The following is a 21906-nucleotide window of genomic DNA, read 5'->3' as shown; positions in this document are numbered from 1 at the left end:
TCATGGGTAAGCCGGTCAATCCGCCCTCCGGCGGAGAGATTGAAAACGTCAATCTCAAGGACGCGCTGGAAGAGCGCTACCTTGCCTATGCGCTCTCCACCATCATGCACCGGGCGCTTCCGGACGCGCGCGACGGCTTGAAGCCCGTCCACCGCCGCATCCTGCACGCCATGCGCCTGTTGCGCCTCGATCCGCGCTCCGCACCGAAGAAATGCGCCCGCATCGTCGGCGACGTCATGGGTCAATATCACCCGCACGGCGACCAATCGATCTATGACGCTCTCGTGCGCATGGCGCAGGATTTCGCACAGCGCTATCCGCTGGCGGAGGGGCAGGGCAATTTTGGCAATATCGACGGCGATAACGCCGCCGCCATGCGCTACACCGAGGCGCGCCTGACGGAAGTCGCGCGGCTTCTGCTCGATGGCATCGATGAGGATTCCGTCGATTTCCGCGAGACCTACGATCAGGCGAACGAGGAGCCGATCGTGCTCCCGGCGGCGTTCCCGAACCTGCTCGCCAATGGATCGCAGGGCATCGCGGTCGGTATGGCGACCTCGATCCCGCCGCACAACGCGGCGGAACTCTGTGATGCGGCGCTGCATCTCATTAGCCACCCCACGGCGGCGTCCGATCAATTGCTGAAATTCGTGCCGGGGCCGGATCTGCCGACCGGCGGCATTATCGTCGATACGCCTTCTTCCATTGCCGACACCTATCTCACCGGTCGCGGCTCCTTCCGCGTCCGCGCGCGCTGGCACAAGGAAGAGGCGGGCAGGGGCCTGTGGAACATCGTTGTCACCGAAATTCCCTATTCGGTGCCGAAGTCGCGGCTGATCGAAAAGATCGCCGAGCTTCTGCAAGACAAGAAGCTGCCGCTTCTCGCCGACGTGCGCGATGAATCCGCAGAGGACATCCGCGTCGTCCTGGAGCCGCGCTCGCGCACGGTCGATCCCATCATCCTCATGGAATCGCTGTTCAAGCTGACTGAGCTTGAAAGCCGCATTCCGATGAACGTGAACGTGCTCGCCGGCGGCAAGGTGCCGAAGGTGCTGGGCCTCGCCGAGTGCCTGCGCGAATGGCTCGATCATCGCCGCGACGTGCTGCTGCGCCGCTCGCAGTTCCGCCTCAACGCCATCGACAAGCGCCTCGAAATCTTGGGCGGCTTGCTCATCGTCTATCTCGATCTCGACCGGGTGATCAAAATCATCCGGGAGGAGGACGAGCCAAAGGTCGAGCTGATGCGCGTCTTCAAGCTCACCGAGGTTCAGGCCAACGCCATCCTCGACACGCGTTTGCGTAGCTTACGCAAGCTCGAGGAGATGGAGTTGAAGCGCGAGCAGAAGAGCTTGCAAGACGAGAAAGCGACCATCGAAGACCTGCTCGGCTCCGAAAAGGTGCAGTGGAAGACGGTCGCGTGGGAGATCAAGGAAGTCCGCAAGACCTTCGGGCCGGAGACAGCTCTCGGCAAACGCCGCACCACCTTCGCGGAAGCGCCGGACACCTCCGACATCGACTTTGCGGAAGCCATGGTCGAGCGCGAGCCGATCACCGTGATCGTGTCCGAAAAGGGCTGGATCCGCGCCATGAAGGGCCACGTCGCGGATACTTCCAGCGTGCAATTCAAGGGCGACGACAGCCTCAAGACCGCGTTCTTCGCGGAGACGACCTCGAAGATCATCGTGGTGGCGACGAACGGGCGCTTCTTCACGCTCGACGCGTCCAAGCTTCCGGGCGGCCGTGGCTTCGGCGATCCGATCCGCCTCATGGTCGATCTGGAAGAGGGCGAGGATTTCATCGCCGCGTTCCCGTACAAGGCGGGCACGAAGCTTTTGGTCGCCGGTACTGACGGACGCGGGTTCATTGTTCCTTCCGACGATGTCATCGCCAATACCCGCAAGGGCAAGCAGATCCTCAATCTCGATGCGCCCGCCAAGGCGGTCATCTGTGCGGAGGCATCAGGCGACCATGTCGCCATTGTCGGCGAGAACCGGAAGCTTCTGGTCTTCCCGCTCAACCAGATGCCCGAGATGACACGCGGCAAGGGCGTGCGGCTCCAGCGCTACAAGGACGGCGGCATTTCCGACGCGAAGGTTTTCGCGATGAGCGATGGCCTGACCTGGAAGGACACTTCGGGCCGGACCTGGACCGTGGAGAAGGCCGACCTGACCGAATGGATCGGCAACCGCGCCGAGGCCGGACGCCTGCCGCCGAAGGGGTTCCCGCGCTCGAACAAGTTCGAGTGAGGCAATAACTCATCCGGCAGAAGGGGCAAGTCAGGCATGTTGGTGCAGATCGCCTTCAAGATGACACTTGTGTTGGCGGTCTGCGGATGGATCGGGACGCTGATCGGCGCGGCCCTGTCGGTTATGGCCTTCGATGCGCCAGGCTCGCAGAGCCGGTGGCAGGCGTGGGCGTTCGTGGGCGGAATGATCTTGCTCACGCTCGCGAGCCTTGCGGCGATCATCGCGGCAAAAACTGTGTTTCAGAATGACCGCGTCATGTTGGCCTTTGTCCTGCTTGCGGTCCCCGCGCTCGCAGGAGCCGTCTTCGTGGCGATGCGCTTTCTGACTTGATGGCAGATCGTGCCGAGGCTCAGGCAGCCGCTTCCCGCGTGTGTGCCGGTCCGAAATGGACACCCTTTGCCTCGAATCCGAACCCGGCAAGAAGGGCGACAATGACGCCGACGATTCCGGCGACGAGAGCCAGCGCATAGGCGTAGTCGCCGTTGTTGTGCACGGCGATGCTCGCCTGCATGGTGGCATTCGCCGAGGCGAGCAGATTGCCGAGCTGATAGACCACGCCGGGGAACGTGCCGCGCACCTCATCGGGCGACAGCTCGTTGAGATGAACCGGCACGACGCCCCACGCACCCTGCACGAAAAACTGGATCAGGAATGCGCCGATGGCGAGCACGACCGGCGTTGAGCCGTAGGCCCAGGGCCAGATCATCGGAATGGCGCAGAGCGCCGCAATCACGATGGCGGTGCGTCTCCCGATCAAATCGGACAGGTGACCGAATGTCAGACCGCCGATGATCGCGCCGATGTTGAACACGATGGCGATGAGCCCGACGGTATGGGTGTCGAAGCCGCGCTGCACCTGCAGGAAGGTCGGATAAAGGTCCTGGGTGCCGTGACTGAAGAGGTTGAAGGCGGTCATCAGCAGGATCGCCCAGATCGCGAGGCGCAGATTGCTGCGCACGACCTGCCACAGGTTCGGCCGTGCTTCTTCCATTTGCCTCGCCAGGAAGACTGGCGATTCCTCCACATGACTGCGGATGTAGAGGACGAGCAGAGCAGGGGCCGCGCCGACGAAGAACATGCCGCGCCAGCCGATGGTGGAGAAGAGCAGGAAGAACACGAGCGAGGCGATGAGATAGCCCGATGGGTAGCCGGCCTGAAGAACACCCGAGATCAGGCCCCGGATCTTGACCGGAATGGTTTCCATCGCGAGCGATGCACCGACGCCCCATTCGCCGCCCATGGCGATGCCGTAGATCGCCCGCAGGATGATGAGGACTGTCAGGTTGGGCGAAAGACCGGAGGCGAATTCGACGCCGGAATAAAGCAGGATGTTCGCCATCAGGGTGGGCCGACGCCCCCAGCGATCGGCCGCGAGCCCGAACAGGAGAGCGCCGACCGGACGCATCGCCAGAGTCAGCAGAATGGCGATGGTCACGCCCTCGATGGTGGTGGAGAATTCCGCCGCGATATCCTTGATGACGAAGACGAGGAGGAAGAAGTCGAAGGCGTCGAGGGTCCATCCCAGGTAGCTTGCGACGATGACTTTCCGCTGCTGAGGGGTCAGTTCACCCAAATCCGAGCGCAACGACATGGCCGCCTCCTTGGCAGGCATCACGCATCGACGAATGCGTAGGCTCAACCATGGGAATGAAAGCCAGTTCCAACACGACGCGGTGATGCCGCGCGATCAATCGTCCTGTGTTCCGACTGCGGCACTGGCATCTGGCGCCGCGTTTAGTCCACCCGTACCCAGCCCTCGGCCAGAAGCCGCTCCTGCGGCTTGAAACGGGCCTTGTAGGCCATCTTCTTCGAGCCCTCGACCCAATAACCGAGATAGAGGAAGGGCAGCCCCATTGTCCGCGCGCGGCGGATGTGGTCGAGGATCATGAAGGTGCCGAGGCTGCGATCATGCATATCGGGATCGTAGAACGAATAGACCATCGACAGGCCATCGCTCATCACATCGGTCAGACAGGCGGCGATGAGGTCTCCGGCGCCCTTGCCGGTGATGCCACTATCGATGCCGCGGCGGCGGTATTCGATAAGCTGCGTGTCGACGTGGCTGTCCTCGATCATCATCGAATAGTCGAGCACGGTCATGTCGGCCATGCCGCCGTCAGTGTGACGCGCGTCGAGATAGCGGCGGAAGAGCGAGTATTGTTCGGAGGTCGGTCGGTTGGGGAGAGCGACGCCCATCAGGTCCTCATTGGCCTTCAACACCCGCTTGAGATTCTCCGACGGTTCGAACTCGTCGGTCAGCACGCGCACGGAAACGCAGGCGCGGCAGGCGTCGCAGGCTGGGCGATAGGCAATGGTCTGGGAGCGGCGAAACCCGCCCTGGGTCAGAATCTCGTTCAGCTCCCGGCTGCGGCGGCCGACGATGTGCGTGAACACCTTCCGCTCCTCCCGACCGGGCAGGTAGGGGCAGGCGGAGGGGGATGTCAGATAGAACTGCGGTGCATCGCGCGGCTGGCTCGTCACGCTTAATCGCCCTGTGGTGGAACCTTGAGCGTCGACTCAACGCCCAAGGATAACATTGGTGCCGGGCTCGTCCAGAAAAAGAGGCCCCGGATGCCGCAGGCGGGTCTCACGGGCGGATGACCGTGAGGCCCGTCAGGAGATCGCGCGCGAAGCGCCGGTCGTCGCGAAACAGACCGACGAGAATGTCGCCTGCCCACAGGAGGAAAGTCGAAGCGGCCACGTAGAACAGCAGCGCATGGACCGCTGCCGCGAGCATGGAAGGACGGCCTCCGCTGTAGGCATCGATCACGCGCAGGCCCACCATCCGCATCCCGACCGTCGCCTGCGAAGGGCCGCCGATGGTAACCGCGTTGTAGATCACAAAGGTCAGGGCCACGACGGGTAAGCCGATCAGCATCAGCAGCCACGTCAATCCAAGCGTAAAGGGTCCGAGGATCACCAGCGCGAAGAACAGGAAGAGCACCCAAAGCGCGATGACCACCAGATCAACCAGGTAAGCCCAGAACCGGCGGCTTACGACGCCGCGCGTCAGGCGCCAGTCCAGCACTTCAGGCCGATAGTACATGCTCGGTACGGTGGGCCCATTGGTCATCGTCGTCTCCTCAATACGCGCTCTCGGACAGGCACCGCTGGTCGATCCGCTGGGGGGCCAGTCCGTCAGCCGCCAGGGCTTCGAACACCTCCAATGTATGCTTTCTGTCGCGCGTTTCGATGGTGATGTCGATGGAAACGCCCTTGGCCGGAACGTCGAGGAAAAGACGCCCATGCGACACTTCCAGAATGTTCGCGCCAAGCTCGCCGAGGCGGCTTGCGACGCGGCCAAGAAGGCCGGGGCGGTCCTGCGAGGTGATGCGGAATGAGGTGATACGGTCGTCGCGCTCCAGCTCGCGCACCATCACCGAGGCGAGAATGCGCGCGTCGATATTGCCGCCGCAAAGCACCACGCCGACCCGCTTGCCGGTGAAGCGCTCAGGTTTCGCGAGCATGGCGGCAAGACCGGCGGCGCCCGCACCCTCGGCCATGGTCCGCTGCAGAGTGGCGAACGCGTTGACTGCGCGCTCGATCAGCGGCTCCTCCACCAAGATGATCTCGGAGACGAGATCCTTGACAATGGGAAGCGGGAGCTGGCCGACCGCCTTGACTGCAATGCCCTCGGCCAGCGTCGCGCCGCCGATAGGGCGGTCCTCGTGCTTGATCACGTTCTGGAACGACGGGTAGAGCGCCGCCTCGACCCCGATGATCTCGATGGAGGGCTTGAGCGCCTTGGCGGCAACCGTGATGCCGGCAATGAGGCCGCCACCGCCGATAGGGACGATGATCTGATCGAGGTCCGGCACGTCGGTGAGCATTTCGAGGCCGATAGTGCCCTGGCCGGCCATGATCTTCGGATCATCATAGGGGTGGACGAAGACGAGGCCTTCCTCTGCCGCGATCTGCCGGGCGCGGTCGGCAGATTCATAGAGGGTCTCGCCGTAAAGGATCACGCGCGCGCCATAGGCGCGGGTGTTCTCCGCCTTCACCAGCGGAGCGGTTTCCGGCATGACGATGGTGGAGGGGATGCCAAGGCGCGTCGCGTGATAGGCGACTGCCTGGGCGTGGTTGCCGGCCGACATGGCGATGACGCCGCGTTTGCGCTCTTCCGGCGTCAGGCTCTCCAGCTTCGAGACGGCTCCGCGCTCCTTGAAGGAACCGGTCGGCTGCATGTTCTCATGCTTCACAAAGACGGTCGCGCCGGTGAGCTGCGAGAGGCGGGGAGCCGGGACGAGAGGCGTCCGCAGGACTTGCCCCTGGATCGTGCTCGCAGCGCGTTTAACGTCGTCGATGGTGATGGCGTAGTTTGCCAAGATTGGCCTCCGGTTGCAGTCGCCGCCCTTAGACGGGCCGTGGTGTTGGATCCTTCAAGCCGAGCAGGCCGCCCGGACGAAAGATCAGGAAAACGATCAACGCGGCGTAAAGAGCCATGTCGCGCGCTTCTATGGGTAGATAAGCCGACCACACTGTTTCAAACAATCCCACCGCCACGCCGCCGAGCAATGCGCCGGGGATAGAGCCGATGCCGCCGATGACGGCGGCGATCAGCGCCTTGAGGCCGTATTGGAACCCGCCCGCGAAGCCCAGCCCCCCATATTGGGCGACGACCAGCATGCCGGAGAGGGCCGCCATTGCCCCTGCGAGTGCGAGGGTTTGGATGAGCAGGCGAGGCGCGTTGACGCCAAAGAGCGCCGCGGCCTTGGCATCGTCCGCATAGGCCCGCCAGGATCGTCCGAACGATGTGGAGCGCATGAGCCAGAGAAGGCCGAGGGCCACCAAAAGGCCGATGCCGGATGAGATGACGGTGATCGGCGTGAGGCTGACGAGAAAATCACCCGACCGTGCCAGAGGCCAGGCCGTGGACCAGATCGGCGGCAGCCAGACGGTGACGGGGCTCTGCACGAGCCTTAAGTATTCCATAAGAAAGAGCGACAGGCCGACCGTCGCGATCAGGCTTGGCTGAGTGCTTGCGGCCTTCACGCGGGCGATGGTGAAATATCCGCCGACGGCGCTGTGGATGGCGCCTGCAGAAAGTGCGGCTGCCAGACCGACCGCAAGGCCGAGGAGGGGAGAGCTTCCGCCCGATGCGAGCACGATGGAAGCTCCTGCAACTGTTGCCGCCGATCCGACGGCGGCGAGTTCACCGAAGGCGAGGTTGATGCGCCCGCTCAGGCCGAAGATCAGCGCATAGGCCACCGCGAGCAGGGCGTAGATGGCGGTGCGGGGCAGGCTGACGAGAAGCTGCTGCGCGGAATAGGCGACGCTTTCGGGGATCTCCAGAACGTTGGCGTCGGGTTTGCTGCCGGGATCGTTCGCGACGCCCTCGGGGCTGTCGATGTAGTAGTGCTTGAGGAAGTAGAGGTTCGCCCCTGAAATCGGCCCTTCCTCGGTCGCGATGTCAGTGAGTTCCGCCTTGTTCGGGGAAAGACCAGCCGCGGCGAAGCGGCAGATGACGTATCGGTCCAGCGGCGGGCGGTGCGGGTATTCGGCCACGTAAATGACGCGCAGGCTGCGCGGAACCGGGCCTTCCTGTACGCGCTCCACGGTGATCCGCGCGCCGGGGTTCAGGGCGGGCAGGGCGGTGCGGCAGACCCGCGTCTGCTCCGCATCGGTGGAAAACCCACACCCGGCCAGAAGAGCCAAACCCAAAAGCATCGCGGTGAAGCGCCATGCTCGGAAAGGGTTGAAGCGGCTCACGGAGGCCCTGAGGTTGGTTATGCCTTCAGCTTCTCGGCGACCCGAGGCGCGAAGTAGGTGAGAATGCCGTCGGCGCCTGCGCGCTTGAAGGCCAAAAGGCTCTCCATCATCGCCCGCTCGCCATCGATCCAGCCATTGGCCGCGGCGGCTTCGATCATCGCGTATTCGCCCGACACCTGATAGGCGAAGGTCGGAACGGCGAAGGTTTCCTTCACGCGCTGGACGATGTCGAGATAGGGCAGGCCCGGCTTGACCATGACCATGTCCGCGCCTTCCTCCAGATCAAGCGCGACCTCGCGCAGCGCTTCGTCCGTGTTGGCCGGGTCCATCTGGTAGGTCCGCTTGTCGCCGATCAGGGTCGCGTTGGTGCCGATGGCGTCGCGGAACGGGCCGTAGAAGGCAGAGGCGTATTTCGCCGCATAGGCCATGACCTGCACGTCTTGGAAGCCATTCGCGTCGAGCGCCATACGGATTGCGCCGACGCGTCCGTCCATCATGTCGGAGGGGGCGATGACGTCGGCGCCCGCTTCGGCGTGGAGAAGCGCCTGCCGCACAAGCACATCGACCGTCTCGTCGTTGACGATCCGGTCTCCCACCATCAGCCCGTCATGGCCATGGCTGGTATAGGGATCAAGCGCAACGTCGGTGATGATGCCGACTTCCGGCACGGCACGCTTCATCTCGCGCACCGCGCGGCAGATGAGGTTGCGAGCGTTCAATGCCTCGGACGCGCTCTCATCGCGCAGTGAGGGATCAGTATTCGGAAACAGGGCGATGGCCGGAATGCGCAGGGCCGCCGCCTGCTCGGCGGCTTTCACCGCTTCCGTGATAGTCAGGCGCTCGACGCCCGGCATGGAGCCGATTGCTTGGCGGCCGCTCGCGCCCTCGATGATAAAAATTGGCCAGATCAGGTCATCAGCGGTGAGCACATTCTCCCGCACCAGACGGCGCGACCACTCGGCCTTGCGGTTGCGGCGCGGGCGGTGGGTCAAAGCCAGCGAAGAAGAGTTGGCGGCCTCAATGGCGGGGCGGGGGAAGGGGGTGAGCTTGGTCATGAATCCTGATCCGACGCCGGCTGGTCCGCGCCGGCGGCTGCCGATTGGGTTAGCACATTTAAATAGGTCTAAAAAAGGGTTCGAGGTCGCAGGACAGCCCTGCTTTTGTGAAATCCCTCCCAACCCCTTGTTGCATTGACCTGAATAGCCGGGCTTGTTTAAGCCCATGGGTGAACCGGGAGACGGCATGGACGAGGATGCGGAAATCGTCTGCGAGAGGCAGGGAGCGGCGGGACTCGTCACCCTCAGCCGACCGCACGCCCTCAATGCGCTGACCCTCACCATGGTCCGCAAGATGCGCCGCGCGCTCGACGCCTGGGCGGACGACGCCGCCGTGACGCGAATCGTGGTGCAGGGAGCCGGCGAAAAGGCCTTTTGCGCCGGGGGCGATATCCGGCGGCTGCACGAACTCGGCCTCGCGGGAGAGAAACAGGAGGCACTGACCTTCTGGCGCGAGGAATACCAGCTGAACGCCCGCATCAAGCGCTATCCCAAGCCGTACATTTCCCTCATCGACGGCATCGTGATGGGCGGCGGGGTCGGTGTTTCACTGCATGGCGGCTACCGGATCGCGGGGGAGCGCTATCTCTTCGCGATGCCGGAAGTCGGAATCGGCTTCTTTCCCGACGTGGGCGCAACCTATGCGCTGCCCCGGCTGCCGGGCTGCACCGGCATGTATCTTGCGCTGACGGGCGAACGGGTGAAGCGGGCCGATGCGATGATGCTGGGGCTCGCGACCCACGCGGTCGATGGCGATCTGGACAAGTTGCGCGAAGCGCTTGCCGCAGGCGAGCCCGTCGAAGCCCTCCTGGCCGCAGCAGTTGTCGATCCCGGTCCCGCGCCCCTCGCTACGCAGCGCGACATCATCGACGCCTGTTTTTCCGCCGAGAGCGTCCCCGCAATCCTTAAGCGGTTGGATGAGGCTGCCGCGAAAGGGTCCGATTTCGCGGCGAAGACCGCCGCGACCATGCGCACGAAATCCCCGACGAGTATGAGCATCGCCTTCGAGCAGATTCGCCGCGGCGGTGCGGTCACGTTCGAGGAGGCCATGAAGACGGAGTTCCGGATCGTCTCGCGGATCGTCGACGGCCACGACTTTTATGAGGGCGTTCGGGCAGTGATCATCGACAAGGACGGCCAACCGCAATGGCGGCCTGTGACCTTGGAAGAGATCGATCCGGCGGCTATTGAAGGTCACTTCGCCAGCCTCGGGGCGAATGAATTGGAGATCGCCTGATGGCAAAGTCCCCCATCCAGTCGCCTGCCTTCGACGCCGCGCGGGACTATCCGTCCGACCGGATCGAGGAGCGCCCGGCCGCCCCCAACGCCATGCGCTGGAGCTTTCTGCTCACCTGGTTCATGCGTCTCTTATCGATTTTGTGGATCATGAAGGGGTTGAGCGCCTGGTCCACGATTCTTGGCGTGTGGACCCCTCCGGGCGCTTTCGAAGCCCGGTCCACGGGCTATCAGGCCACCATCATCTATTTCGCGCTCATCGACCTGATTGCCGCCGTCGGCCTCTGGATGGCGGGTACCTGGGGCGGAATCATGTGGCTTCTGGCAGTGATGAGCCACCTCATCCTGGCGGCTTTCTTTCCCGGCATCGTCTCCAGTGGCATCATGACGATGCTGTTCTTTTTGACCCTCGTCGCAGTCTATCTCGCGGTGTCCTGGCTCGCTGCTCAGGAAGAGCAGCCATAGGAAACGATCCCGCTCTGCTCACAAAGAAGTGTATCCCCAAACACACACTCGTCGCTTAGAGATTGAAGCTGAGCGGTTGTGAGGGCCGGAAGCGGGGAGGGCGTCATTTTTGCCATAAAATGGCCCCGATGTTCCCGGTTTTCGATACCGTTCCTTAATCGTATCCCGGCATTTTCGGCCGGGTGCGAGGCCGGTTCAACGAAGAATTGTCCTGCGCCCGCGTTATTGCTCCACGTCTAACCTGAAGAAAAGCCTGCGCCCATGTTGTCTCGCCGTTCCCTTCTGACAGGATCGCTCACCCTGGTCTTTACCCCGGCGGCGGCCCTGGCCCAGCAATTCGCCCAGAACCAGAGCCAGGCGGAGTGGTCGCAGAACTACGAGGCGGTGTCCCGCACCCGCGTGCAGCGCACCTCCACGCCGATGCTGTCGCACGAGGCTCTCGCTGCGACGGAGGAGATGATCCAGCGCTATCGCGATATCGCGGCGCGCGGCGGCTGGCCGATGGTGCGGGGCGTCGACGGTCTGCGCGTCGGCTCGAAGAGCGCTGCCGTCACGGGGCTTCGTCAGCGCCTCATCGTCACCGGCGATCTCGATCCGGCGGCGGGCGAATCGCCCGTTTACGATTCTTACGTAGAGGCAGGCGTGCGCCGCTTCCAGGCTCGCCACGGCCTCAGCTCCACCGGCACCATGACGAGCGCGACCGTCGCGGCCATGAACGTGCCGGCCGACATCCGCATCCGTCAGCTCGAGATCAATCTCGTCCGCCTCCGCAGCTTCGGCAATCTCGGCCGCCGCTATGTGGTCGCGAATATTCCCGCAGCCCTCGTCGAGACGGTGGAAGACGGCGTCGTTCACACGCGCCATGCAGCGGGTGTCGGCAAGATCGACCGTCAGTCGCCGCTGATCAATTCCAAGGTCGTCGAGATCAATTTCAACCCCTTCTGGACCGTCCCGGCTTCGATCATCCGCAAGGATCTGATCCCCAAGATGCAGAAGGAGCCGAACTACCTCACCGACAACAAGATCCGCATCTTCAATGGTGCGGGGCAGGAGCTTAGCCCGAGCCAGGTCAACTGGTTCTCGGATGAGGCGACCCGCTACCGCTTCCGTCAGGACTCGGGCGGCGAGCTCAACTCCATGGGCTTCGTGCGCATCAACATTCCGAACCCGCACGGCGTGTACATGCACGACACCCCGTCGAAGGGCATTTTCGGCGACGATTTCCGCTTCGTGTCCTCGGGCTGCATCCGCGTGCAGAACGTGCGCGACTACATCGAGTGGCTGTTGAAGGACACGCCCGGCTGGAGCCGCGAGCAGATCGACGCGACCTTCAAGGCCGGTTCGCGCACCGACGCGCGCCTTGCCGTGCCGGTCAATATCTACTGGGTCTACATCACCGCCTGGGCGACGCCTGACGGCCTCGTGCAGTTCCGTGACGACATCTACAACAAGGACGGCCTCGGTAGCGCGGTCCCGGTCGCAAGCCGCGTCCCGAACGAGCCCGATCAGGAAATGTTCCTGCAGAATTGATCGCGATATGATCCGACGAGCGGCCCGCCCGAAAGGCGGGCCGTTTTGTTTTTGCGGTGCGGCGCGCTAAGGAGCCTCATCGCAGATTTCAGAATGAGGACCAACCATGGACGTGAGAGACAGCAATGGTACGCCGCTCAAGGACGGCGATTCCGTCACCCTCATCAAGGATTTGAAGGTGAAGGGAACCTCCGTAACCCTGAAGCGGGGTACCTTGATCAAGAACATCCGGCTGACGGGCAACGAAGATGAAGTCGAGTGCCGGGCCGAGAAGGTCAAGGATCTCGTTCTCAGGACGGAATTTCTGAAGAAAGCATAGCGCCTGGCCCCCGCCTCGGAGCCCTGTAAATCCAAGCCGCTACAAGCCATTTAAGCCGGGATAGCCGGCTGCGGGTGACAATGGGCGGCTTGGCGCGCTCCTTGCGGGCGTGATAAAGCCGTGAGCGCAGTCGAAGGTCCATTCTCCGCGTAGGCGGCAAAGGGTTAAGCATGAGCATGAACGAAGCGGCGCAAGGTCATCTTTCCAATAGCTTTTTCTCGGCGGGCCTCGCCGACAGCGATCCCGAAATTGCCCGCGCCATTCAGCTTGAACTTGGCCGTCAGCGCGACGAAATCGAGCTGATCGCGTCGGAGAACATCGTCTCCCGCGCCGTGCTGGAAGCTCAAGGCTCCATCATGACCAACAAGTATGCGGAGGGCTATCCGGGCCGCCGCTACTATGGCGGCTGCCAATTCGTTGATATCGCCGAAGAGCTGGCGATCGACCGCGCCAAGCGCCTCTTCGACTGCAAGTTCGCCAACGTTCAGCCGAATTCCGGCAGCCAGGCCAACCAGGCCGTGTTCATGGCATTGATGAAGCCGGGCGACACCTTCATGGGCCTGGACCTCGCCTGCGGCGGCCACCTGACGCACGGTTCGCCGGTCAACATGTCCGGCAAGTGGTTCAACGTGGTCAGCTACAAGGTCCGCGAGAGCGACCAGATCATCGATATGGACGAAGTTGCGCGTCTCGCTCGCGAGCATAAGCCCAAGGTCATCGTGGCCGGCGGCTCGGCCTATTCCCGCTTCTGGGACTTCGCCCGCTTCCGCGAAATCGCGGATGAGGTCGGCGCATTCTTCATGGTGGACATCGCGCACTTCGCCGGTCTGGTGGCGGGCGGCGCGCATCCGTCGCCGTTCCCTCACGCTCATGTGGTCACCACTACGACCCACAAAACCCTGCGCGGCCCGCGCGGCGGCATGATCCTCACCAATGACGAGGACATCGCCAAGAAGGTCAATTCGGCGATCTTCCCCGGCCTCCAGGGCGGCCCGCTCATGCACGTCATTGCGGCGAAGGCGGTGGCCTTCGGCGAGGCGCTGCGCCCCGATTTCAAGGTCTATGCCCGCTCCGTCGTCGAGAACGCCAAGGCGCTCGCCGACACCATGCTGTCGAACGGCTACGCCATCGTCGCTGGCGGCACGGACAACCACCTGATGCTGGTCGATCTGCGTCCCAAGAAGCTCACCGGTAAGGCCGCCGAGCTGGCGCTCGGCCGCGCGCACATCACCTGCAACAAGAACGGCGTGCCCTTCGACCCCGAGAAGCCGATGGTCACTTCGGGTATCCGCCTCGGCACCCCCGCCGCCACCTCGCGCGGCTTCGGCGTGGCGGAATTCCGTAAGGTGGGTGAACTGATCGTCGAGACCCTCGACGGCCTCGCCAAGCATGGCGAAGAGGCCAACAAGGCGGTCGAGGAATCGGTCAAGACGCGTGTTCACGAGCTGACCAAACGCTTCCCGATCTACAGCTGAGGCGTGAGCTGACACATGCGCTGCCCCTATTGCGGGAGCCTGGATACGCAGGTGAAGGATTCTCGGCCGACGGATGATGCTTCGGCCATCCGCCGCCGCCGCGTCTGTCCGGATTGCGGAGGTCGGTTCACGACCTTCGAGCGTGTCCAGTTGCGCGAGCTGTTCGTGCTCAAGCGTTCCGGTCGGCGCGTGCCGTTCGACCGGGACAAGCTCCAGCAATCGGTTGATGTCGCGCTACGCAAACGCTCCGTGGACCCCGACAGGGTCGAGCGGATGATCAACGGCATCGTCCGGCAATTGGAGAGCATGGGCGAGCCCGAGGTGCCGAGCGAGACGGTCGGCGAACTCGTCATGGAAGGGCTGAAAGGCCTCGACGACGTCGCCTATGTCCGGTTCGCTTCGGTGTACAAGGACTTCAGCGAGGCGAAGGACTTCAGGGAGATTCTTGGCGAACTCGCGGACGATGCGGCCGCAAAGGCCGCCTCGAAGGCCAAGCGCAAGCCCGTGCAGTCCGAGTGATGACGGCCTCCGACCCGCAGGACGCATCCCCCGACAAGCCCCACCAGGACGAGCGCTTCATGCGTCTCGCCATCGCGCTTGGGCAGCGCAACCTCGGCCTGACCTGGCCCAATCCTTCCGTCGGTTGCGTGGTGGTGGACGAGAGCGGCGATGTGCCTTTCATCATCTCGCAGGGAGTGACCCAACTGGGCGGGCGGCCCCATGCGGAGCGTGTGGCGCTTGCCGAGGCAGGCGAGCGTGCGCGGGGCGCAACCCTCTATGTTTCGCTCGAACCGTGCTCTCATCACGGCAAGTCGCCGCCTTGCACCGATGCGGTGATCGCATCGGGCGTCGCGCGTGTCGTCTCGGCGCTTGAAGATCCGGATGATCGAGTCGCGGGACTAGGTCATACGCTCCTGCGGGACGCGGGCATTGCGGTGACGACGGGATGTCTCCGCGAGCCGGCCTTCCGCATCCATCGCGGCCACATCACCCGTGTCACGAAGGGCAGACCTGCCGTCACGGTAAAACTGGCGCGCACGACCGAAGGATTTGCCGGAAGCAGCCGGGGCGCGCGGTTGATGATTACGGGTGAGGGTGCAAATGCGCGGGTGCATATGATGCGCGCGCATGCGGACGCTATCATGGTCGGCATCGGCACAGCGTTGGCGGACGATCCGCTTCTCACCGTGCGTCTGCCCGGAATGGAAGCGCGCTCGCCAATCCGTATCGTCATCGACAGCCATTTGCGCACGCCGTTGACGGCGCGCGTCGTGGCGGGTGCGCGAGAGGTGCCGACCTGGGTCGTCACGACTATCGCTGCGCCTGTGGAGGCTGAGCGGGCGCTTGTACAGCGCGGCGTCGAGGTGATGCGCGTGTCCGCCGATGCGGCCGGTCATGTTGCATTGCCGGAGGCTCTGCACCTTCTCGGCACGCGGGGACTGACGCGCGTATTTTGTGAGGGTGGTCCCGGTCTCGCCGACGCCTTGGCGCGGGCCGATCTCATCGACGAGCTGGTGCTCATTACCGGCCGCTCCGCGCGTGGGGAAGGGGACATCCCAGCTCTCGGCATGGCTCTTCAGGAAAGAATAGACGAGCTGGCTTTTATGGGTGATGACCAGGCCGAATCCGATCTGTTCATGTTCTGGGAGAGGCCCTGATGTTCACCGGCATAGTCACCGATATTGGCGAGGTCGTCGCGGAAGAGGGTTTCCAGGGCACGTTGAAGCGCCTGCGCATTCGATCGTCCTATGACGCGGAAACTATCGCGCTTGGCGCATCCATCGCCTGCGGCGGTCCGTGCCTGACGGTGGTGGCTGTGGGCGCACGTGAGGGCGGCTGCTGGTTCGATGTGGATGCTGCCGCCGAGACGCTGGAGCGTACGACCGTGCCGGATTGGGTTGCAGGCACCCGCATCAATCTGGAGCGCTCGCTGAAGATCGGCGACGAACTCGGCGGCCATATCGTCACGGGGCACGTGGACGGCGTTGCGACCATCGTGGCGGTGGAAGCGATTACCGCGACCGACAATCCCTGGGGACCGACGGCCCGTTTCGTCATCAAGGCACCGGCGGCGCTCGCCCCCTTCATCGCGGAAAAGGGCTCGGTCTGCCTCGACGGCACGTCGCTGACCGTCAATTCGGTCGAGGGTGACCTGTTTTCCGTTCTCATCATCCCCCACACGCTCGCGGTCACCACCTGGGGTGAGCGCAAGGCCGGCGACAAGCTCAATCTCGAGGTCGATTTGATGGCGCGCTATGCCGCACGTCTTGCGGATGCCCGCGGGGCGGGGTAGGGGAACGCCAACCTCATTCACGTTGGCACTGCCACCCAACCCGACGCGGCTCTGGCAGCGTCGAAAGACTTCGTATGGTTTCGCATTCTTCAAAACCCGCCGCTGCCCGCCCGCCCGTTCCCGGCGCGCGCATCCTGATCGTGGAAGCCCGCTTCTATGACGATATCGCCGATGAACTTCTGCGCGGTGCGCGCGGGGTAGCGGATGCGGCGCAGGCGAAGGTCGATGTGCTGACCGTCGATGGCGCGCTCGAAATCCCGTCGACGGTTGCCATCGCGCTCGACGGTGCCGAAAGGGCCGGAAAGCCCTATGATGCCGTCGTGACGCTCGGCTGCGTGATCCGGGGCGAGACCGGACATTACGACATTGTCGCGGGCGAGAGCGCACGGGCGCTGATGGACCTGTCGGTTGAGCGGCGCATTCCGCTCGCCAACGGCATTCTCACCGTCGAGAATGACGCGCAGGCCTGGACCCGCGCCCGCGTGAATGAATTGAACAAGGGCGGCGGCGCGGTGGACGCGGCCTTGGCCGTTCTGCGCATCAAGCGCAAGCTTGAGGAGGCCTGATCATGGCAAAGCCCGCCGAGCGCTCTGCTGCTCGCCTTGCGGCCGTTCAGGCCCTCTATCAGATGGATCTGTCCGGCAAGACGGTCGTCGACGCGCTGGCCGAGTTCGAGGCGTTCTGGATCGGCCGCGAGGTCGAAGGCATCGAGTTCCAGCCATCCGATAACGCCTTCTTCAGCAACATCCTCTCGGGCGTCGTCTCGAACCAGCGTGAGATCGACGTGAAGGTCGACAAGGCGCTGGCCGAAGGCTGGCCGCTGGCCCGCGTCGAGGCCGTGCTGCGCGCCATCCTGCGCGCGGGCTGCTACGAGCTGATCTACCGCAAGGATGTTCCGGCGCGTGTCGTGATCACCGAGTATGTGGACGTGACGCACAGCTTCTATGACGGTGACGAACCCGGCCTCGTGAACGCGGTGCTGGATGCCCTGACGAGAGAGGTCCGGGCAGGGGAACTGGAAAAGAAAGCCGCTCCAGCCAAGAGGTAGGGCGAGGCATGACCTCACGTCCCGGCGAAGACAGCCTGATTGCCCGGTTTTTCGCGCCGCTGGCCGCGCCGGGCGGGCTGGGGCTGAAGGATGACGCCGCCTGCCTGTCGCCGACGCCTGGCCACGACCTCGTCCTGACGACCGATGCGCTTGTCGAGACCGTGCATTTCCTGCCCGGCGATCCGCCGGGCTCCGTCGCGCGCAAGGCGCTCGGCGTGAATGTCTCCGATCTCGCCGCGAAAGGTGCCGATCCGGCGGGTTTCCTGTTGAGCCTCGCGCTGCCCGAGGACTGGACCGAGGCCTGGCTGACAGAATTCGCGAGAGGCCTTGGCGAAGCCGCCCGCGAGTTTTCCTGTCCGCTGCTCGGTGGCGACACGGTGAAGGCGAGGGGAGCTTTGACCCTTTCCGTCACCGCCATCGGCGAGGTGCCGGCGGGCCGCATGGTTCAGCGTGCGACCGCGAAAGCGGGCCATGCGATCTGCGTGACGGGCACGATCGGCGATGGCGCTTTGGGACTACTCGTCAGGCGCTCCCCGGCATGGGTGGAGAACCTATCGTCCGACCAAAGAGCGTTTCTCACAGACCGCTACCTCAACCCCCAGCCCCGGTATCGTCTGGCGGCCGCCCTCCGGGCCTATGCCAGCGCCGCCATGGACGTGTCCGATGGCCTTGCCGGGGATCTCGCCAAGATGCTCCGGGCGAGCGGCGTCTCCGGTGTCGTGGGGGCGGATCGGGTTCCATTGTCGGCGGCAGCTCGCAAGTCCGTGGAGGCTCAGCCGGATCTGATTGACCGGGTGCTGACCGGCGGCGACGACTACGAAATTCTCTGCACTGTGCCCGAAAACAAGCTCGACAGCTTCGCAAAAGAGGCAGATAGCGTCGGCATTGCCCTGTCCGTCATCGGCCATGTCGTCCCAGGACATGAAACGCCGGTCTTTCGGATGAAGGATTTCGAGAGACGCTACGATGTCGGTTCATTCTCGCACTTTTGACGCCACGCAGACCGTCGGGGGCGATGGCCTTGCCAAGCGTAACGCGCTGGTTCTGGCCTGCGCACAGGCCTTAGGCGGTGCAAGCCCCGCAATCGTGGTCTCGTTGGGCGGACTGGTTGGGCAGACGCTCGCGACGAACAAGGAGCTCGCAACCCTTCCCGTCAGCCTGCTCAATCTGGGCCTTGCCCTCGGCACGATTCCCGCCGCCATGCTGATGCGCCGCGCAGGACGCCGCACTGGTTACATGGTCGGGGCAGGGATCGGTGTATTGGGCGGATGCATCGCCGCCTTCGGCATCGCCTCCGCGAACTTTTTGACCTTCTGCTTGGGGACCCTGATCGCGGGCCTCTACGGCTCTTTCGTTCAGAGCTATCGCTTCGGCGCGACCGATGCGGCCTCCGAGGCGTTCAAGCCTCGCGCGATCTCCTGGGTCATGACTGGCGGCCTTGTTGCGGGGGTTATCGGCCCGCAAACGGTCATCTGGACCAGGGATATGATCGCGACGGCCCCGTTTGCCGGTGCTTTCGTTGGACATGCCTCCCTCGCGCTTCTCTCCATGATGGTCGTGTCGTTCCTGCGGCCGACGCCGTCGGTAAGCGCAGCCGGTCCCACCTCGGGCGGTCGGCCGTTGCGTGAGATCATGAGCCAGCCACGGTTCATCGTCGCCGTCGTGGCGGGGCTCGTCTCCTACGGACTCATGAGCTTTCTCATGACGGCAGCGCCTTTGGCGATGATCGGCTGCGGCCATCCCGTCGGCATGGCTGCGCTTGGGATTCAATGGCACATCCTGGCCATGTTCGGCCCGAGCTTCTTCACGGGCCGGCTCATCGGCCGTTTCGGCAAAGAGGCCGTTACAGCAGCAGGGCTTGGCTTGATCGCACTCTCCGCCGCCATCGGGCTCTCGGGTACCAGCGTAGCGCATTTCTGGGCGACACTGATTCTCTTAGGAATTGGCTGGAATTTCGGTTTTATCGGCGCAACCGCCCTCGTCACCGACTGCTACCGTCCCGAAGAGCGCACAAAAGTGCAGGCGGCTAACGATTTTCTGGTCTTCGGATCGGTCGCCATCGCATCGTTTTCTTCCGGCAAACTGCTCAATGCAGGCGGCTGGGAAAGTGTGAATTGGCTTGTATTTCCGCCGGTTTTGATCGCTCTGGCGCTGCTGGGCTGGCGGCGGCGTGTTGCTACGGTGTCCGCCTAAAGTCTTGTTCCGACATCCCTTGAAGTCACATTGCAGGGTGCCTGGTTTTTTGGCACCAAATAAGGACTTCGCTGGGGGTGGAGGCCGTTCAAGGCCAAAATTCAGGCTTTGAGCACGGCATTCTGCCTTCCCATTACAAGGATGGCACAATGGCACTTACCCTTATTATTTTGGGCGGCCTTCTTTCGGTAGCGTATGGCCTCTGGGCCATTAATGACGTCATGAAGCGCGATGCCGGCTCACAGCGCATGCAGGAAATTGCTGGCGCAATCGCCGAGGGCGCACAGGCCTATCTCCGGCGGCAATACACCACCATCGCGGTCGTGGGCGTGGTGCTGTTCCTCATCATTACCTATTTCCTCGGCCTTCGCGTCGGCATCGGCTTCCTGATCGGCGCCATCCTCTCTGGCGTGGCCGGGTTCATCGGCATGAACGTGTCCGTTCGCGCCAATGTCCGCACGGCCCAGGCGGCGACGCGGTCCCTCGGGGACGGTCTCGATGTCGCCTTCAAGTCGGGCGCGGTGACGGGCATGCTCGTCGCGGGCCTCGCGCTTTTGGGCGTCGCGCTTTACTTCACTTACCTCACCAAGATCGCAGGTCTCGCGCTGTCCGACCGCCAGGTTATCGACAGCCTCGTGGCACTTGGTTTCGGTGCTTCGCTGATTTCCATCTTCGCCCGTCTCGGCGGCGGCATCTTCACCAAGGGTGCTGACGTGGGCGGCGACCTCGTGGGCAAGGTCGAAGCCGGTATTCCAGAGGACGATCCGCGCAACCCGGCGACCATCGCCGACAACGTGGGCGACAATGTCGGCGACTGCGCCGGCATGGCGGCGGACCTGTTCGAGACTTATGCGGTGACGGTGGTCGCCACCATGGTTCTTGCGGCGATCTTCTTCGCGGGTCAGCCGATCCTCGAAACCATGCTGCTCTATCCGCTCGCCATCGGCGCGGCCTGTATCGTGACTTCCATCATCGGCACGTTCTTCGTGAAGCTCGGCCAGAACGAGTCCATCATGGGCGCGCTCTACAAGGGGCTGATCGCGACCGGCGTCTTCTCCGCCGCCGCGATTGCCGCTTTGACCTATGGCATGATCGGCTTCGGCCCTGTTGCCGGAACCACGTTCACCGGGCAGGCGCTGTTCTGGTGTGCGATCACCGGCCTCGCGGTGACGGCGCTCATCGTCGTCATCACCGAGTACTATACCGGCGTCGGCTTCAAGCCCGTTCGCTCCATCGCCCAGGCTTCGGTAACGGGGCATGGTACGAACGTGATCCAGGGCCTTGCGGTATCGCTGGAATCCACGGCGCTTCCGGCCATCGTCATCATCGCGGGCATCATCTTGTCCTTCAAGCTGGCGGGTCTCTTCGGCATTGCGATTGCGGTGACGGCGATGCTGGCGCTGGCGGGCATGATCGTCGCTCTCGACGCGTTCGGTCCGGTAACTGACAACGCTGGCGGCATCGCCGAGATGGCGGGACTGCCGAAAGAGGTCCGCAAGTCCACGGACGCTCTCGACGCGGTTGGCAACACTACAAAGGCCGTGACCAAGGGCTATGCCATCGGTTCGGCGGGCCTTGGTGCGCTGGTGTTGTTCGCGGCCTACACGTCCGACCTCAACTTCTTCACGCAGAATGCGGCGCAGTATCCGTACTTCCAGGGCGTGAAGCCGGACTTCTCGCTCACCAACCCCTACGTGGTGGTGGGCCTGCTGTTCGGCGGCCTTATCCCGTTCCTCTTCGGCGGCATCGCCATGACGGCGGTAGGCCGCGCGGCGGGTTCCGTCGTGGAGGAGGTACGGCGTCAGTTCCGCGAAAAGCCGGGCATCATGGCGGGTACGGATCGTCCCGATTACGGCCGGGCCGTTGACATGCTGACCCGCGCCGCGATCAAGGAAATGATCGTGCCCTCGCTCCTGCCGGTTCTGGCGCCCATCGTGACCTACTTCGTGATCTACTGGATCGCCGGTAAGTCGCAGGCTTTCTCGGCTGTGGGCGCGATGTTGCTCGGCGTCATCGTCACCGGTCTCTTCGTCGCCATCTCCATGACCTCGGGCGGCGGTGCCTGGGACAACGCGAAGAAGTCCTTCGAGGACGGCTTCACGGATTTCTCCGGCAACACCCACCACAAGGGTTCTGACGCGCATAAGGCGTCCGTGACGGGCGACACCGTCGGCGACCCCTACAAGGACACGGCGGGCCCCGCCGTGAACCCGGCGATCAAGATCACCAACATCATCGCACTGCTGCTCCTGGCGATCCTTGCGCACTCGTAACAAGCGGCGATATCGAAAAAACAGAGCCCCGCAGGTCACACTGCGGGGCTTTTTGCAGCCTGAA

General features: G+C 63.6%; 21 protein-coding genes. 15 read left to right on the top strand and 6 right to left on the bottom strand.

The features are described from left to right. Positions 1-2 precede the first annotated feature (2 nt). Entirely contained in the window at positions 3-2246 is a 2244-nt protein-coding gene (parC, locus tag HB375_RS13665; RefSeq protein ID WP_167673540.1) for a DNA topoisomerase IV subunit A, read from the top strand. 36 nt (positions 2247-2282) lie between these two features. Continuing rightward, the gene (locus tag HB375_RS13660) at positions 2283-2576 is read left to right on the top strand and encodes a hypothetical protein (protein WP_167673539.1); all 294 of its coding nucleotides are present in this window, start codon (positions 2283-2285) and stop codon (positions 2574-2576) included. A gap of 19 nt (positions 2577-2595) precedes the next feature. On the opposite strand, the gene HB375_RS13655 is transcribed toward HB375_RS13660, so the two are convergent. The 6 genes from HB375_RS13655 to hemB form a co-directional block, all read right to left on the bottom strand. Then, complete coding sequence (locus tag HB375_RS13655) at positions 2596-3837, bottom strand: MFS transporter (RefSeq protein WP_167673538.1); 1242 nt, start codon at positions 3835-3837, stop codon at positions 2596-2598. A 143-nt stretch (positions 3838-3980) separates the two neighbouring features. Beyond that, positions 3981-4727: an arginyltransferase gene (locus HB375_RS13650; protein ID WP_167673537.1), complete on the bottom strand. Its 747-nt coding sequence runs from the start codon at positions 4725-4727 to the stop codon at positions 3981-3983. A 106-nt stretch (positions 4728-4833) separates the two neighbouring features. Further along, positions 4834-5319 carry an RDD family protein gene (locus HB375_RS13645; protein ID WP_167673536.1) on the bottom strand — a complete coding sequence of 162 codons (486 nt, stop codon included), beginning with the start codon at positions 5317-5319 and terminating at the stop codon, positions 4834-4836. Positions 5320-5329: 10 nt separating this feature from the next. Beyond that, a complete protein-coding gene (locus HB375_RS13640; RefSeq protein WP_205800186.1) occupies positions 5330-6571 on the bottom strand; it encodes a threonine ammonia-lyase in 1242 nt (413 codons plus the stop codon). Between the two features lie 28 nt (positions 6572-6599). Continuing rightward, positions 6600-7955 carry an ABC transporter permease subunit gene (locus HB375_RS13635; protein ID WP_167673535.1) on the bottom strand — a complete coding sequence of 452 codons (1356 nt, stop codon included), beginning with the start codon at positions 7953-7955 and terminating at the stop codon, positions 6600-6602. A 17-nt stretch (positions 7956-7972) separates the two neighbouring features. After that, the gene (hemB, locus tag HB375_RS13630) at positions 7973-9010 is read right to left on the bottom strand and encodes a porphobilinogen synthase (RefSeq protein WP_167673534.1); all 1038 of its coding nucleotides are present in this window, start codon (positions 9008-9010) and stop codon (positions 7973-7975) included. A gap of 187 nt (positions 9011-9197) precedes the next feature. Between hemB and HB375_RS13625 the strand changes: the two genes are divergently transcribed. From HB375_RS13625 to HB375_RS13565, 13 genes are all read left to right on the top strand, one after another. Then, positions 9198-10247: an enoyl-CoA hydratase/isomerase family protein gene (locus HB375_RS13625; RefSeq protein ID WP_167673533.1), complete on the top strand. Its 1050-nt coding sequence runs from the start codon at positions 9198-9200 to the stop codon at positions 10245-10247. Further along, positions 10247-10711, top strand: coding sequence for a DUF6163 family protein (locus tag HB375_RS13620; protein ID WP_167673532.1), 465 nt, complete (start codon positions 10247-10249; stop codon positions 10709-10711). The genes HB375_RS13625 and HB375_RS13620 overlap by 1 nt, the downstream gene beginning before the upstream one ends. 261 nt (positions 10712-10972) lie before the next feature. Beyond that, positions 10973-12241, top strand: a complete 1269-nt coding sequence (locus HB375_RS13615) for a L,D-transpeptidase family protein (protein WP_167673531.1) — start codon at positions 10973-10975, stop codon at positions 12239-12241. A 106-nt stretch (positions 12242-12347) separates the two neighbouring features. Beyond that, positions 12348-12560 (top strand): alkylphosphonate utilization protein, encoded by a 213-nt coding sequence (locus tag HB375_RS13610; RefSeq protein ID WP_167673530.1) that lies wholly within the window; start codon positions 12348-12350, stop codon positions 12558-12560. A 170-nt stretch (positions 12561-12730) separates the two neighbouring features. After that, on the top strand, positions 12731-14035 hold the full coding sequence (gene glyA, locus HB375_RS13605) for a serine hydroxymethyltransferase (protein ID WP_425515179.1): 1305 nt from the start codon (positions 12731-12733) through the stop codon (positions 14033-14035). Between the two features lie 15 nt (positions 14036-14050). Further along, positions 14051-14554 carry a transcriptional regulator NrdR gene (nrdR, locus tag HB375_RS13600; protein WP_167673529.1) on the top strand — a complete coding sequence of 168 codons (504 nt, stop codon included), beginning with the start codon at positions 14051-14053 and terminating at the stop codon, positions 14552-14554. Beyond that, a complete protein-coding gene (gene ribD, locus HB375_RS13595; protein WP_246728496.1) occupies positions 14554-15693 on the top strand; it encodes a bifunctional diaminohydroxyphosphoribosylaminopyrimidine deaminase/5-amino-6-(5-phosphoribosylamino)uracil reductase RibD in 1140 nt (379 codons plus the stop codon). Before nrdR ends, ribD begins: the two co-directional genes overlap by 1 nt. Continuing rightward, positions 15693-16328, top strand: coding sequence for a riboflavin synthase (locus HB375_RS13590; protein WP_167673528.1), 636 nt, complete (start codon positions 15693-15695; stop codon positions 16326-16328). Before ribD ends, HB375_RS13590 begins: the two co-directional genes overlap by 1 nt. 74 nt (positions 16329-16402) lie before the next feature. Next, entirely contained in the window at positions 16403-16894 is a 492-nt protein-coding gene (gene ribH / locus HB375_RS13585; protein WP_167673527.1) for a 6,7-dimethyl-8-ribityllumazine synthase, read from the top strand. Between the two features lie 2 nt (positions 16895-16896). Beyond that, positions 16897-17376: a transcription antitermination factor NusB gene (gene nusB / locus HB375_RS13580; RefSeq protein WP_167673526.1), complete on the top strand. Its 480-nt coding sequence runs from the start codon at positions 16897-16899 to the stop codon at positions 17374-17376. 8 nt (positions 17377-17384) lie between these two features. Next, complete coding sequence (gene thiL / locus HB375_RS13575; RefSeq protein WP_167673525.1) at positions 17385-18368, top strand: thiamine-phosphate kinase; 984 nt, start codon at positions 17385-17387, stop codon at positions 18366-18368. Then, positions 18343-19569, top strand: a complete 1227-nt coding sequence (locus tag HB375_RS13570; protein ID WP_167673524.1) for an MFS transporter — start codon at positions 18343-18345, stop codon at positions 19567-19569. Before thiL ends, HB375_RS13570 begins: the two co-directional genes overlap by 26 nt. A 149-nt stretch (positions 19570-19718) precedes the next feature. After that, positions 19719-21842 carry a sodium-translocating pyrophosphatase gene (locus tag HB375_RS13565; protein ID WP_167673523.1) on the top strand — a complete coding sequence of 708 codons (2124 nt, stop codon included), beginning with the start codon at positions 19719-19721 and terminating at the stop codon, positions 21840-21842. Positions 21843-21906: the final 64 nt, after the last annotated feature.

This window comes from Microvirga terricola, assembly GCF_011777495.1.
GTDB classification, from domain to species: domain Bacteria; phylum Pseudomonadota; class Alphaproteobacteria; order Rhizobiales; family Beijerinckiaceae; genus Microvirga; species Microvirga terricola.
The sequence above is the reverse complement of the archived record's forward strand: the minus strand, read 5'-3'. Positions and strand labels throughout refer to the sequence as shown.

Bases quoted from the DNA above. Each gene is read 5' to 3' on its own strand.
- parC (WP_167673540.1), top strand. From the start codon at position 3: ATGGGTAAGCCGGTCAATCCGCCCTCCGGCGGAGAGATTGAAAACGTC.
- HB375_RS13660 (WP_167673539.1), top strand. From the start codon at position 2,283: ATGTTGGTGCAGATCGCCTTCAAGATGACACTTGTGTTGGCGGTCTGC.
- HB375_RS13655 (WP_167673538.1), bottom strand. From the start codon at position 3,837: ATGTCGTTGCGCTCGGATTTGGGTGAACTGACCCCTCAGCAGCGGAAA.
- HB375_RS13645 (WP_167673536.1), bottom strand. From the start codon at position 5,319: ATGACCAATGGGCCCACCGTACCGAGCATGTACTATCGGCCTGAAGTG.
- hemB (WP_167673534.1), bottom strand. From the start codon at position 9,010: ATGACCAAGCTCACCCCCTTCCCCCGCCCCGCCATTGAGGCCGCCAAC.
- HB375_RS13625 (WP_167673533.1), top strand. From the start codon at position 9,198: ATGGACGAGGATGCGGAAATCGTCTGCGAGAGGCAGGGAGCGGCGGGA.
- HB375_RS13620 (WP_167673532.1), top strand. From the start codon at position 10,247: ATGGCAAAGTCCCCCATCCAGTCGCCTGCCTTCGACGCCGCGCGGGAC.
- HB375_RS13615 (WP_167673531.1), top strand. From the start codon at position 10,973: ATGTTGTCTCGCCGTTCCCTTCTGACAGGATCGCTCACCCTGGTCTTT.
- HB375_RS13610 (WP_167673530.1), top strand. From the start codon at position 12,348: ATGGACGTGAGAGACAGCAATGGTACGCCGCTCAAGGACGGCGATTCC.
- glyA (WP_425515179.1), top strand. From the start codon at position 12,731: ATGAGCATGAACGAAGCGGCGCAAGGTCATCTTTCCAATAGCTTTTTC.
- nrdR (WP_167673529.1), top strand. From the start codon at position 14,051: ATGCGCTGCCCCTATTGCGGGAGCCTGGATACGCAGGTGAAGGATTCT.
- ribD (WP_246728496.1), top strand. From the start codon at position 14,554: ATGACGGCCTCCGACCCGCAGGACGCATCCCCCGACAAGCCCCACCAG.
- HB375_RS13590 (WP_167673528.1), top strand. From the start codon at position 15,693: ATGTTCACCGGCATAGTCACCGATATTGGCGAGGTCGTCGCGGAAGAG.
- ribH (WP_167673527.1), top strand. From the start codon at position 16,403: ATGGTTTCGCATTCTTCAAAACCCGCCGCTGCCCGCCCGCCCGTTCCC.
- nusB (WP_167673526.1), top strand. From the start codon at position 16,897: ATGGCAAAGCCCGCCGAGCGCTCTGCTGCTCGCCTTGCGGCCGTTCAG.
- thiL (WP_167673525.1), top strand. From the start codon at position 17,385: ATGACCTCACGTCCCGGCGAAGACAGCCTGATTGCCCGGTTTTTCGCG.
- HB375_RS13570 (WP_167673524.1), top strand. From the start codon at position 18,343: ATGTCGGTTCATTCTCGCACTTTTGACGCCACGCAGACCGTCGGGGGC.
- HB375_RS13565 (WP_167673523.1), top strand. From the start codon at position 19,719: ATGGCACTTACCCTTATTATTTTGGGCGGCCTTCTTTCGGTAGCGTAT.